Source organism: Amycolatopsis iheyensis (genome assembly GCF_024703995.1).
Classification (GTDB): domain Bacteria; phylum Actinomycetota; class Actinomycetes; order Mycobacteriales; family Pseudonocardiaceae; genus Amycolatopsis; species Amycolatopsis iheyensis.
This window is the reverse complement of the sequence record NZ_JAMXQV010000006.1, coordinates 41,776-54,625: the sequence shown is the minus strand read 5'-3', so window position 1 is coordinate 54,625 and position 12,850 is coordinate 41,776. Positions and strand designations below refer to the sequence as shown.

Here is a 12,850-nt window from a genome sequence, read left to right as displayed (position 1 = left end):
CTGATACTCTGATACGCGACTTGCCTCCTTGTATCTCATCAGGTTGTGCCGACGCGGGCAAGCCCCCGAGTGGAAGGATGTGGCCCGTGGACCCCGTCGCCTCGCCTTTCACCGCCGCGCCCGGCGCGGAGTCGTTGCTGGAGCGCGCCTACACCGACGCGCTGGCGCAGGTCGACGAGGCGGACGACATTCGCGTCCGCGTGCTCGACGCGGCCTACGAGCAGTTCTGCCGGATGGGCATCCAGCGCTCCACGATGGAGGACGTCGCCAAGCGGGCCGGGCTCTCGCGCATCACCGTCTACCGGCGGTTCGCGACGAAGGACACCCTCGTCGAGCACGTCGTGCGCCGGGAGTACCGCCGCTACTTCGACCGGTTCCTCGTCGAGATCAAGCAGGCCGAGACGGTCGCCGACCGCGTCGTGCTCGGCTTCGTGAGCTCGTTGCGCGCCATCCGCGGCAACCCGCTGATCGGCGGGCTCATCGCCGCGGAACCGGGACTGCTCGCGTCGTCCATGATCACCGACGACGGCCGCACGCTGGCCACCGTGCGCGCGTTCGTGGCCGGCCAGCTCCGGCAGGAGCAGCACGCCGGCACCGTCTCCACCGGGCTCGACGTCGACGTCGTGGCCGAGCTGATGGTCCGGGTCTCGGCCTCCTTCCTCGCCATCCCCAGCCAGGTCGTCGACCTCGACGACGACGAGCGGCTGGCCGAGCTGGCGCGGCGCTACCTCGTCCCCATGCTCGAAGCCTGACCTCCTTGAGTTCCGGCGGCGTAGATATGAAGATACAAAGCACGTAATCTTGTATCTCCACGACCGCCGGGAGCACTCGTGAGCCTGACCACCGAGCAACGCGACTTCGTCGCCGCCGTCGACGACTTCTGCCGCCGGGAGGTGGGCCCGCGGACCACTCCGCACGACGACGCGCTGTACCGCAAGATGGCCGGCCTCGGCTGGCTGGGCCTCACCATCCCGCAGGAGTACGGCGGCGCCGGCCAGGGCATGCTGGACCTGGTGCTGTTCCTCGAAACCACGGCGTACCACCAGGCGCCGATCGGCGGGTTCGCGACGTCGGTGATCACCGCGGCGTCCTACGAGAAGTTCGCTTCGGAGGAGCGCAAGCGCGAAGTGCTGGGCGACTTCCTCAGCGGCGAGGTGCTCGCGGTCTCGATGTCGGAGCCGGGCGCGGGTTCGGACGTCGGCGCCCTGACGTGCAAGGCGGTCCGGCAGGACGGCGCTTGGGTGATCGACGGCCAGAAGACGTGGTGCTCGAACGCGCACCTCGCGCGGCACATCCTGCTGGTCGCCCGGACGTCGGCCGACGGCGGCAAGCACGACGGCCTGACGATGTTCTCGGTGCCGTCGGGCATCGAAGGCCTGGCGGTGCACGGCATCGACACGATGGGTGGGCGCGAGGTGAACGACCTGTACTTCACCGGCTGCGCCCTGCCGCCCGACGCGGTGGTCGGCGAGGCCGGCCAGGGCTGGCGGCAGCTGATGACGGGGTTGAACCTGGAGCGGATGATCCTGGCGGCGGTGATGCTGGGCACGGCCCGCCGCGCGTTCGACGACACGGTGGCCTACGTCCGCGAGCGCCGCCAGTTCGGTCGGCCGGTCGGGTCGTTCCAGGCACTGCGGCACCGGATCGCCGACCACGCGACGGAGCTGGAGTGCACCCGCCTGCTGGTGCACGACGTCGCCCGCAAGATCGACGCGTCGGCCGGGAAACCGTTGCCCCGCGAGGCATCGATGGCCAAGCTCAAGGCGACGGAGTTCGCGAAGGCGATGGCACTGGACGGGATGCAGATGATGGGCGGCTACGGCTACGCGACGGAGTACGGCATGGAACGGCTGCTGCGCTCGACGGTGGTGTCCACTGTGTACGGCGGGACGAGCGAGATCCAGCGCGACATCATCGGCAAGACGTACGGCTTGTAGGAATCAGGCCGCGACCGGCGCGGCGGTGCGGCGGCCGCCCAGCACTGTCAGCGCCGCGATCGCGGCCGCGCCGGCCAGCGAAACCGCGATCCCCACCCACACCGCCACGTTCCAACCCGCCACCAGGCTCGCGGCCGAACCGGCCGGGTGCACCGCCAGCACCGTCACCACCGTGACGCCCAGCGCCGAGCCGACGTACCGGCTCGTGTTGTTGATCCCGCTGCCCATGCCCGCCCGGTGCGTCGGCACGCTCGCCACCGCCTCGCGGCCCAGCGACGCGTTCACCACGCCCGTCCCCAACCCCGCGAGGATCAGGCCGCCGAGCAGCGCGCCCGGCCCCGAGTCCGGCGTCAGGAACGCCAGCGGCGCCAACCCGGCCGCCACCACCACCAGGCCGGCGCTCAACCGCGCGCCGCCCGGGACCGAAGCCGGCAGGTGGCGGGTCAGGAGCGCGGAAAGCACACTCGTCGCCGACCACGCCAGGACCACCAGGGCCGCCGTCAGCGGCGACCGTGCCAGGCCCTTCTCCAGCATCGTGCACAGGAACGCCATCAGCGCCGTCACCCCGGCGCCCGCCACGAACGCGCCGGTCGTCGCCGACAGCAACGCCGGGCGGCGGAACAACGCCGGGTCGAGCATGCCGCCCTCGATCCGGCTCTGGTGCACGAAGAACGCGGTCAGCAGCACCACCGCGGCAGCGATCAGCGTCAGCTCGAACGGGCTCGTCCAGCCCTGCCGCCCCTCGGTGAGCGCGGCCAGCAGTGCCGCGAGCCCGCCGCCGAGCAGCAGCGATCCCGTGGCGTCGATCTTGCGGGCCCGGCCCGAAACCGATTCCTCCAGCAGCACGCGCCCCAGCACGGCGACGCCGAGCGACAGCACCGTGATGACGACGTACAGCGCGCGCCACCCGGCGACCGCGTCGAGGACCGCACCCGCGACCGGGCCGATCGCGATGCCGGCCCCGAGGAACGCACCCCACATCCCGGTCGCGCGGGCCCGCCCGGCCGGGTCGGGGAAGGCCGGGCCGAGCACCGCGAGCCCGCACGCGATCAGCGCGGCCGAGCCGAGTCCTTCGACGATCCGGCCGGCGATGAACGTCGTCGGCCCGGGTGCCACCGCGGACAGCAGCGAGCCCACCGCCGTCACGACGCCGCCGGCCACGAACACGCGCCGCCGGCCGAAGTCGTCACCGATCGCGCCGGTGGGCAGCAGCGCGACGGCCAGGCCGAGGCTCATCGAGCTGAGGATCCACGCGGTCGCGACCGTGCCGGCCCCGAGCCCGCCCGCGACCGCCGGGACGATCGACAGCGGCGCGGTGAAGACGAAGAGCGCGAGGAGCGTCCCGCCGCCGGAGGCGACGAGGACAGCTCCGGAACGACCGGCCATGAGGGCTCCAGATTGATTCGGTGACCGAACTCTCTGGCGGAGGTTAGCACGTTTGGTTCGATGAACGAACTCTTCTGTGGCACACTGAGACCCATGGCACTGCCCCGCGAGTACACCAACCAGGCCTGTTCGATGGTCCGCGCGCTGGAGATCGTCGGCGAACGCTGGACGTTGCTGATCATCCGCGACGCCGTCTTCGGGGTCCGGCGCTTCAGCGACTTCGTCGAGCACCTCGGCATCCCGCGCGCGGTGCTGACCGAACGGCTGGAGTTCCTCATCGGCGAAGGTGTGCTGGCGCGCGTCGCGGGGCCCGGCAAGCGCAGCGAGTACGAGCTCACAGCCAAGGGCGAGGCGCTCTGGCCGGTCGTGCGCGCGCTGTCGGCCTGGGGAGACGAGTACTACGCCCCTCGTGGGCGCCGCCGGGTGTTCGTGCACGCCGGCTGCGAAGGCGAGGTGACCCAGACGGGCAGTTGCCTGCGTTGCGGCGCCGAGGTTCCGCTCGCCGAGACGGTGATGACACCGGGCCCGGGCCTGACCCCGCCCGGAGACCCGGTGTCCACCGTCCTCGCGGACCCGCGGCCGCTGCTGCGGCCGGTGCGCTGAACCGCCTCAGGCGAACTGGATGCCGCCGTCGATCATCACCGACTGCCCGGTCATGTAGTCCGAGTCGGGTGACGCGAGGTAGGAGACGTAGCTCGCCACGTCCTCCGGGACCGACACCCGGCCGAGGTGGATCAGGTCGGAGTACTTCGCGATCGCCTGGCCCTTCCGGAGCCCCTCGGACTCGGCCAGCTTCTCGTCGATGAGGTCCCACATCGCGGTCCCGACGATGCCCGGGCAGTAGGCGTTCACGGTGATGCCGTGCTTGGCCCATTCCATCGCCGCGGCCTGGGTGAGCCCGCGCACCGCCCACTTCGACGCCGAGTAGTGCCCGAGCAGCGCGAACGGCCGGTGCGCCACGATCGAAGCGGCGCCGATGATCTTGCCGCCGTGGCCCTGCTCGATCATCTGCTTCGCGGCGGCCTGGTAGCAGAGGAAGATGCCGCGGGCGTTGATCGCCATCATCCGGTCCCAGTCCTCCGGCGTGATCTCGAGCAGCGGCAGCACCTGCGCGATGCCGGCGTTCGCGATCATGACGTCCAGCGAGCCCAGCTCGGTCACGGTCGCGGCGACCATGGCGGTGACCGCCTCGGGGTCCGACACGTCCGCGGTGATCGCCGCCGAACGCCGTCCGGCCGACTGGATCTCCCCGACCACCGTCTCCAGCTCGGCTTTGTTGGCGGGGATGTCGTTGACCGCGACGTCGTGCCCGTCCGCGGCGAGCCGCAGCGCGATCGCCTTCCCGATCCCGCGTGCCGCGCCGGTGACCAGAACGTTCTTGCTCATGCGATGACTCCCTTGTGGTCGCTGGGCTTCCTCGCAAAGTAGGTGGGCAGGCCGGGCACCAGAAGTGCCCGGCTGTCTCATCTTGAGACGCATCCGGGGGCGATGGTCTATACAACTGGCCGGTAGCTTGGCTAACCTCCGCCCGTGAGGATCCTGGGTCTTGTGCTCACCGTCCTGTCCGCCGCCGGTTTCGTGGTTCCCCTCGCCGCACCGGCCTCGGCCTCGACCGCGACGTGGGCCGGGCCGCTCAGCACCCGCGGCCGCTACATCGTCGACGCGACCGGCGACCGCTTCAAGCTCAAGGCGGCCAACTGGCACGGCGCGAGCGGCACGTGGACCGGGTCCGGTGATCCGGCCGACCCGGCGAACAACCACGCGGGCGAGGTCGCGTACGAAACCCAGCTCGGGCTCGACCGCGCGTCGATCGACACGATCATCGACGGGCTCGAACGGCTGGGGCTCAACAGCGTGCGGCTGCCGTTCTCCAACGAGATGGTCCACGACAGTCGGCCGGTGCCGGACCTGGCGGCCAACCCGGGCCTGCACGGCTTGACGCCGCTGCAGGTGTACGACCGCGTCGTCGAGCGGCTCACCGCGCGCGGGTTCGCCGTGATCCTCAACAACCACACCACGACGTCGCGCTGGTGCTGCGGGCTCGACGGCAACGAACGCTGGAACACCGCGCAGTCCGAGCAGCAGTGGCAGGACGACTGGCTGTTCATGGCCCGCCGGTACGCCGCGAACAAGCGGGTGGTCGGCGCCGACCTGTACAACGAGGTCCGCCGCAACACCTTCGACGACCCGAACTGGGGCTGGGGCAACGGCACCGACTGGCAGCGCGCGAGCCAGCAGGTGGCCGACCGCATCCTCACCGAGGCGAATCGCGACCTGCTGATCATCGTCGAGGGCATCAACTGGACCGGGCTGCCGATCGACGGCTTCGCGCACGGCCGGCCGACGCTGGAGCCCGCCCGCACGCTGTCGCACACGCTGATCGACTCGGGGAAGCTGGTCTATTCAGCCCACTTCTACGGCTACACCGGTCCGAACCACTCGGGCGCGACCGGCATCGGCGAGACGCACGACCCGCGCTACCGCGACCTCTCACCCCAGGAACTGCGCGACACCCTGTACCGGCAGGCGTTCTTCGTCTCGGCGGAGACCGGAAAGCACTACACGGCGCCGCTGTGGATCAGCGAGTTCGGCGAGGGCCGGGGCACGACCGACGCCGCGTCGCGCGCCTGGTTCGAGAACTTCGTCGACTACCTCGCCGAGACCGACACCGACTTCGCCTACTGGCCGGCGGTCGGCTTCGGCAACGACGGCTGGTCGGTGCTCTCGTGGGACGCGGCGGGCCACGGCACCGACGTCCTGGACCCCGCGGACTGGCGCGGCCCGGCGTGGCGGCGGCTGGTGAACGCGCCGTCGCGGACCGGCCAGGTCCCGCGGGCCGAGCAGTGGTCGATGCTCAACCTGGACTACGCCGACTTCCAGGAGTCGCGCGCGGTCCGGGCCCAGCCGGACTGGGATTCGGGCACCCGCAAGGGAGCCTGCCCGGACGGCCAGCGCCTCGTCGGCCTGGCCCACACGGGCAACCGCGGCCTCTGCAGCGGCGCCCTGGCCACGCCGTCGTCGTACGTCGTGGTGCGCGACGAGTCCTATGTGGACACGGACTGGGCGTCCGGCTACACGAAGGCCCAGTGCCCGCCGGACCACGCGGTGGTGGGGTACAGCGTCCGCGGTGCGGCGGTGTCGGCGGTGCTGTGCGGCCGCTCCCCCACGCCGCTGGGCCGCACGGGCCACACCGTGTGGTTCGACCGCGGCGACAACCGGCCCGCGGGCGGCCTGGGCGGCGACTTCGCTTCGGGCCACTACAAGGGCCAGTGCGCGGCCGGCGAATACGTGGCCGGGGTGGCCTACACGGGCCGCGTGGGGTCGAGCCGGACTCCGGACGCGCTGCTCTGCCGTTCCTGACCGGGCTCGCTCAGAAGAACGACCAGGGTGACGGCAGCGTCGGCGGTTTCGGCGGCTCGGGCTCCGGCGGCTCGATGGTCGGCGGCTCGGGTTCGGGCAGGCGCTTCAGCGCACCGCGGGCGCCGTCCGGATCGGTGAAGCCGAGCAGCTCGGTCAGCACGACGTCGACCACGTCGATGTGCTCGCGGATCTTCTGCGTGTTGTCCTGCCCGTACGCGGACGCGATCGTGTCTTCGAGGACGGGTGGCGGACTCGGCAGGTTCTCGTTGCTGGTCACCTCGAGCGCGTCGTACAGCGGCGCCGCGTCCGCTTCGAGCCGGGTGCGAGCCAGCCGGACGAGCTCCCGCTCGGCCGCGTCGAGCCGCCCGGCACGCACCAGGTCCACGACCTGGCGGTCGGCGGGGCCCAGTTCGAGCTCCGGCCCGGTGACGACGTGCCGGAACACGGTGCGCTGCCGGTTGAAGTCCCCCACCTGCACGCCACGTGAGTTCCAGATCGAGACCTTCGTGTAGCCGTCCGCCGCCGGTCCCGCGGAGACGTCGGCCGCGAGCTGCCGGGCCAGCACCCGGTCGAGGGTGATCCGGACGTCCTCGACCCGGAACCGGTGGACGGTGGTCTGCGTGTTCCGGTTCCCGATCTGGATCGCCGCGCAGTTGCGCACGACGAGCGCGTTCTCCGTCGGCAGCCCTTCGGCCTCGAAGGTGGCCGGCAGGTCGACGGCGTGCGTCGTGCGGTGGGCCGCCGACAGCACCAGGACCTGCGCCGTGGCCGCCCACTCTTCGACGACGTCCGGCGCGACGACCACGACCGGGGCATCGTGCCAGGAAGCCTCGAGGACGGGCTCGTCCCGGCTCCGCCTCAAGCGGGTGAGTTCCGCCCAGGGCGCCGGTTCCAGGATCCAGCCGTCGTCGTCCACCCCCGCAGCCTAGGGCCGCAGGAGCGTTACAGTCGACAAACGCACTGGACTGCCCGCGCCCGACCGTGGCCGGGCGCGGGCGGCCCGCGTCACTTGTTGGCGGTGATGAAATAGACGACGATCCCGATCAACGCCAGCACTTCGGCCAGTACGAACGTCGAATACCCGATCGTCTGCAGTTTCCCCTGTGCTTCCGGCTGGCGGGCGGTGCCATTGATGACCGCGGCGAAAATCAGCCCGACGCCGATTCCCGGGCCGATCGCGCCCAGCCCGTAACCGATGGCCGCGAGGCCGGGGTTGATGTCGGCCGCTTGGGCCAGAATGGTGTCACTCATGGGCATTCCCCTTCACTTCGGTCCACGCGCAGGCTCGCGTGGATCAGCGGCTTGCGGGTCACGCGGGTCGAGCGATCGGAGCAACGGGAGAATCGCACCGGAAATTGACGGTGGCGGTGAGGTAGGTACCGATTGGTTCGGCCGACACCAGGATATCACCGAATGGCGATCGGCGTCGGCGGCGCGAAAACCGGTTGCCGCGGGCGGCGGTGGCGGGGTTGGCTACGCCCATGGCCCACACCCACGGCACGTGTGACGAGCGGTTCGAAGCAGTGCGTGACGCCCTCGGGGCGTCGCTGGACGGCCGGGACGTCGGCGCGTCCGTCGCGGTCTTCCTTGACGGCGAACCGGTGGTCGACCTCTGGGGCGGCTACGCCGACGCCGAACGCACGCGGCCGTGGGAACGCGACACGATCACGTGCGTGTGGTCCACCACCAAGACGATGACGGCGCTGTGCGCGCTGGTCCTCGCCGATCGCGGGGTGCTCGACCTCGACGCGCCGGTCGCGGCGTACTGGCCGGAGTTCGCGGCCGCGGGCAAGGAAAAGGTGCTGGTGCGGCACGTGCTCGGCCACACGTCGGGCCTGCCGGTCTGGCGGGCGCCACTGCGGACCGAAGACCTCTACGACTGGCCGAAGCTGACGTCGCTGCTGGCCGCCCAGCCGCCGGACTCGGCGCCCGGGACCGTGGCCGGCTACCACGCCGTCACGCAGGGGTACCTGATCGGCGAGGTGGTCCGCCGGATCACCGGGCGCACGCTCGGCCGGTTCTTCGCCGAGGAGATCGCCGGGCCGCTGGGCGCGGACTTCCACATCGGACTGCCGCCCGAGCACGACCACCGGGTCGCCCCGGTCATCCCACCGCAGACGCGGGCGCCGGAGATCGTGGCCCGCGGCCCCGGAAACCCGCCCATCCCAGCGGAGATCGCGGCGACGGAGGCGTGGCGCCGGGCGGAAATCCCGTCGGGCAACGGTTTCGGCAACGCCCGATCGGTGGCGGCGGTGCAGTCGGTCCTCTCCGACGGCGGCCGGGGCCTGCTGTCGGCGGCGGGCTGCGAGCGAGCGCTGGAGGAACAGTTCCTCGGCGAGGACGAGGTCCTGGGCACCCGCATGCGTTACGGCATGGGCTACAGCATCCAGGGCCGGTCGTGTTCTTGGGGCGGCTGGGGCGGGTCCATCGTGCTGGCGGACCTCGGCACGCGGATGACGGTGGCGTACGTGATGAACCGGATGCTGGAGGAGGGCCCACTCGGCGACGACCGCGGGCTGGGCATGGTGATGGCCGCGTACGAGGGACTGCGAAACGCGGCTTGAGTGACCGAAGTGGACGGCCGGCGGCGAGCGGGCCCGCGGCGCGGCTGCTTCGCGGCGCGCCTGCGGGCGGCCACGCACGAGTCGCCGCGCGGGGCCGAAGCCCTACGCCCGCGCGCCGGCTCACCGGCACAGCGCCGCGGCGCCACCCCCAACCCGCCCTGCTCAGCCGCCCACCGAGACCAGCACCGCGAAGCCCGCACACCTCACCGAGTTCCCCCAAAGGCATCCCCACCGCGGCAAGCCAGCGGCGCACCGCGAGCCGCACGGCCCACGCCCACCCCCCTTCGCGCCGGCCCACCGGAACACCGCGAAGCCCGCACACCCCACCCCCGAACGCCGCGCCCCGACCCACCCCGACTCAGCCGCCTACCGCGAAGCCCGCACACCCCACCGAGTTCCCCAAAAGGCATCCCCACCGCGGCAAGCCAGCGCCGCGCCGCGAGCCGCACGGCCCAAGCCCACCCCGCACGCCGGCCCACCGGCACACCGCGAAGCCCGCACACCTCACCCCCGAACGCCGCCCCCCGACCCACCGCGACTCAGCCGCCTACCGCAAATCCCGCACCTCCCCGAGCGCCCCGCGACGCGTCCCCCGCCGCGGCAGCTCAGCGTCGCGCGGTCGCGGCCACCACCGCCGCGAACACCACCAGCAACCCGGCGAGCCCGAGCAACCCGACATCCAGCGAAACCGCCGCCGCCAGTGCCCCCACCAGCAACGGCCCACCCGCGTCCCCCAGCTCCCGGCCCACCTCAGCCGACCCCATCGTCTGCCCCAAGCGCTCCGCCGGCGTCGACGCCGCCAGGTGCGCGAACCCCAGGGGGGTCGCCAGCCCGGTGCCGACACCGATCGCCACGGCCGCCGCCAGCAGGCCGGCGACGCCCGGCAGGACCGTCGTCGTCGCGATGCCCGCGGCCGCCAGCCCCAGTCCCGCCGCCATGCCCGGGCCGTCCGCTATCCGGCCCGCGTCGCGGGCCCGGCCCGCCCACGGCTGGATCAGCGCGCCCGTCGCCGCCAGCAGCGACACCACCGCCCCGGTCGCCAGTGGGCCGAGGCCGTACCCGGCGCCCGCCACCGGCAGGAACCCGACGCCGACCGCCACCGCGCCCGTCGCGCCCGCGAGCGTCGCCGTCGGGCGCAGGAAGCCGCGGGCCGTGAGGCGGCGTGCCAGGTCCAGCACCGTCTGGCGGGCCCGCGGCAGCGGCGGCACCACCGGGACCGCCGCCGCGGCCCAGGCGGCGACCGCCAGCGCCAGCCCGCCCAGCGTGCCGAACAGCAGCGGGTAGCCGCCGACCGTGATCAGGACGCCGCCCAGGACCGGGCCGAGCGTGTAGCCGAGCCCCTTCCAAGCGCCGTAGCCGCCGAACGCGCGGCCGTGACCCGTCCGAGGCGTCAACCGCGCCACCAACGCCCCGGCCGCCGGCGAGAACGCGGCCGCGGCGGCACCCTGCCCGAGCCGCGCCAACCCGACCAGCGCGGGGTTGCCGGCCACGACGAACGCCCCCGACGCGACGGCGAACGCCACCAAGCCCCCGAGCAGCACCGGCCGCGGCCCGACGCGGTCGGCCAGCGCGCCGAACACCGGCTTCAGCACCACCTCGGCGCCGTCGTAGACCGCGAGCAGCAGCCCGAGCGTGAGCAGCGACGCGTGCTGAGACTCGGCGTACCCGCCCAGCCCGGCGGCGATGCTGTGGGCGCCGAACGCGGTGACGAACCCGGCCGCGTAGACCGGCAACAGCCGCCGCTTCGGCACATCACCCGCCGGGCTGGTCACGCCTCGAATGTAGCAGCCGCGGTCGGCTCACTTCGCCAGCGCGAAACTCGGGTGCGGCGGCTGGTTGTACGCCGTGTTCTGCCACGCCACCGCTTCCCGGTACTGCCGGTCCTGCATCAGCGACACGTGCGAAATGCTCGTCGGGTCCGTGGTCGAATAGATCCGCAACGCCCGGTTGTCCGAAGTCGGCCACACGACTTCTTCGCGCCAGTCCCCGAACAGGTCCGCCTGCAACGACGGCGTGTTCTTCGTGCCGTTGTTCGCGTGCACGCCGGACGCGGTCAGCAGCCGGGTGTCGGCGCTGGTGCCGTACTTGTCGATGTGGGTGCCGTCGAGCAGCTCACGCTGGGCGTCGCCGTCCCACCAGAGCACGAAGTTCGCCGAAGACGGCTTGCGCCCGATGTTCTGCCCGCTGGTGTTCAGCAGCCCGGACACCGCGGACGACCACGACTCGGCGCCGGGGCTGCCGGCGTAGACGTCGTCCGAGACACCGCGGCCGTTGTCGCAGGCGCAGGACGCGTTCTGCCAGATGAGCTGCCCGGTCTTCGCATCGGCCATCCAGGCGGCCGGCTTCGACTTGTCCTCGTCCACTTTGAACTCTTCCAGGCCCGCCCGGCTCGGGATCAGGTCGCCGACGTGCATGGCGTCGCCGTGGCCGAGCCGCGTGTTCCACAGTGGCGTGCCGTTGTCGTCGATCGCCATCGCGCCGAAGACGATCTCGTCTCGGCCGTCGCCGTCGGCGTCGGCGATCGCCAGCTGGTGGTCGCCCTGGCCGGTGTACTGCGCGCCGGCGGAGTTCGAGTCGAACTTCCACCGCTCGGTCAGCGCGCCACCCCGGAAGTCCCACGCCGCGATCACCGTTCGCGTGTAGTAGCCCCGCGACATGATCAGGCTCGGGTGCGAGCCGTCCAGGTACGCCGTGCCGGCCAGGAAGCGGTCGACCCGGTTGCCGTAGCTGTCGCCCCACGAGGACACTGTGCCGCGTGGCGGGTCGTAGTTCACCGTGGCCACCGCGGCACCGGTCTGGCCGTTGAACATCGTCAGGTACTCCGGGCCGGCCAGGACGTACCCGCTGGAGTTGCGGTAGTCGGCACTCGCGCTGCCGATGACCTGGCCGGTGCCCGACCGCGTGCCGTCGGCGGTCTTCATCGCGACCTCGGCGCGGCCGTCGCCGTCGTAGTCGAAGACCTGGAACTGCGTGTAGTGCGCGCCGGCTCGGATGTTGCGGCCCAGGTCGATCCGCCACAGCCGGGTGCCGTCGAGCCGGTAGGCGTCGACGTAGCCGTCCCCGGTGTAGCCGGACTGCGAATTGTCCTTGGCGTTGCTGGGATCCCACTTCAGCACGAACTCGTACTGGCCGTCACCGTCGAGGTCGCCGACGCTCGCGTCGTTCGCACTGTAGGTGTAGCTCTCCCCGGACGGCGTCGTGCCACCGGGCGGGACCTGGATCGTGACGTCGCGGGTGGCCGCCGCGGCCGTGCTGTCGAGCGTCAGCGACTTCTCCGCCGCGAACGCCGACACGCGCTCGACGCCGTTCACCACCGCGCGGACGGTGTACGCCGCCCCCGCGGCGGCCCCGGCGTCCAGCACACCGGTCGGCCCACCGGGCGTTGTCCCATTGACCTTGACGCCGTCGCGGTAGACGTTGAACGCCACACCGGCCGGGTCGTCGGCCAGCAGCCGCCAGCCGACCCGGTTGCCCTGTGCCGTGTGGACACTGATCACGCCGCGGCCGAGCCGGTCGAACCGCGGCGCGGTCTCCGCCGCCGCGGTGGCGGGCACCAGTCCCGCCACGAGCACACCGACAGCGAGCATGCGCAGGAACATCGTC

Annotated in this window: 11 protein-coding genes; 5 read left to right on the top strand and 6 right to left on the bottom strand. The window is 72.1% G+C overall.

Features of this window, described 5'->3' with window-relative positions; translation table 11 throughout:
- Positions 1-86: 86 nt before the first annotated feature.
- Together M8542_RS12605 and M8542_RS12600 are read left to right on the top strand one after the other, a co-directional pair.
- A complete protein-coding gene (locus M8542_RS12605) occupies positions 87-752 on the top strand; it encodes a TetR/AcrR family transcriptional regulator (RefSeq protein WP_257920293.1) in 666 nt (221 codons plus the stop codon).
- A gap of 78 nt (positions 753-830) precedes the next feature.
- On the top strand, positions 831-1,937 hold the full coding sequence (locus tag M8542_RS12600; RefSeq protein ID WP_257920292.1) for an acyl-CoA dehydrogenase family protein: 1,107 nt from the start codon (positions 831-833) through the stop codon (positions 1,935-1,937).
- 3 nt (positions 1,938-1,940) lie between these two features.
- Here the strand turns inward: M8542_RS12600 and M8542_RS12595 are convergent, their stop codons facing one another.
- Complete coding sequence (locus M8542_RS12595; protein WP_257920291.1) at positions 1,941-3,323, bottom strand: MFS transporter; 1,383 nt, start codon at positions 3,321-3,323, stop codon at positions 1,941-1,943.
- A gap of 93 nt (positions 3,324-3,416) precedes the next feature.
- Between M8542_RS12595 and M8542_RS12590 the strand changes: the two genes are divergently transcribed.
- Positions 3,417-3,926: a winged helix-turn-helix transcriptional regulator gene (locus M8542_RS12590; protein WP_257920290.1), complete on the top strand. Its 510-nt coding sequence runs from the start codon at positions 3,417-3,419 to the stop codon at positions 3,924-3,926.
- 6 nt (positions 3,927-3,932) lie between these two features.
- Here the strand turns inward: M8542_RS12590 and M8542_RS12585 are convergent, their stop codons facing one another.
- Complete coding sequence (locus tag M8542_RS12585; RefSeq protein ID WP_257920289.1) at positions 3,933-4,709, bottom strand: acetoin reductase; 777 nt, start codon at positions 4,707-4,709, stop codon at positions 3,933-3,935.
- A 144-nt stretch (positions 4,710-4,853) separates the two neighbouring features.
- Between M8542_RS12585 and M8542_RS12580 the strand changes: the two genes are divergently transcribed.
- A complete protein-coding gene (locus M8542_RS12580; protein ID WP_257920288.1) occupies positions 4,854-6,683 on the top strand; it encodes a glycoside hydrolase family 5 protein in 1,830 nt (609 codons plus the stop codon).
- Positions 6,684-6,693: 10 nt separating this feature from the next.
- On the opposite strand, the gene M8542_RS12575 is transcribed toward M8542_RS12580, so the two are convergent.
- Together M8542_RS12575 and M8542_RS12570 are read right to left on the bottom strand one after the other, a co-directional pair.
- The gene (locus M8542_RS12575) at positions 6,694-7,599 is read right to left on the bottom strand and encodes an RIP homotypic interaction motif-containing protein (protein ID WP_257920287.1); all 906 of its coding nucleotides are present in this window, start codon (positions 7,597-7,599) and stop codon (positions 6,694-6,696) included.
- A gap of 89 nt (positions 7,600-7,688) precedes the next feature.
- A complete protein-coding gene (locus M8542_RS12570) occupies positions 7,689-7,934 on the bottom strand; it encodes an ATP synthase subunit C-like protein (protein WP_257920286.1) in 246 nt (81 codons plus the stop codon).
- A 230-nt stretch (positions 7,935-8,164) separates the two neighbouring features.
- Here M8542_RS12570 and M8542_RS12565 point away from each other — a divergent pair, with 230 nt between their 5' ends.
- Entirely contained in the window at positions 8,165-9,247 is a 1,083-nt protein-coding gene (locus M8542_RS12565; protein ID WP_257920285.1) for a serine hydrolase domain-containing protein, read from the top strand.
- 605 nt (positions 9,248-9,852) lie between these two features.
- Here the strand turns inward: M8542_RS12565 and M8542_RS12560 are convergent.
- Both M8542_RS12560 and M8542_RS12555 read right to left on the bottom strand, forming a co-directional pair.
- Positions 9,853-11,019, bottom strand: coding sequence for an MFS transporter (locus M8542_RS12560; protein ID WP_257920284.1), 1,167 nt, complete (start codon positions 11,017-11,019; stop codon positions 9,853-9,855).
- Positions 11,020-11,046: 27 nt separating this feature from the next.
- The gene (locus M8542_RS12555) at positions 11,047-12,846 is read right to left on the bottom strand and encodes a rhamnogalacturonan lyase (RefSeq protein WP_257920283.1); all 1,800 of its coding nucleotides are present in this window, start codon (positions 12,844-12,846) and stop codon (positions 11,047-11,049) included.
- Positions 12,847-12,850 lie beyond the last annotated feature (4 nt).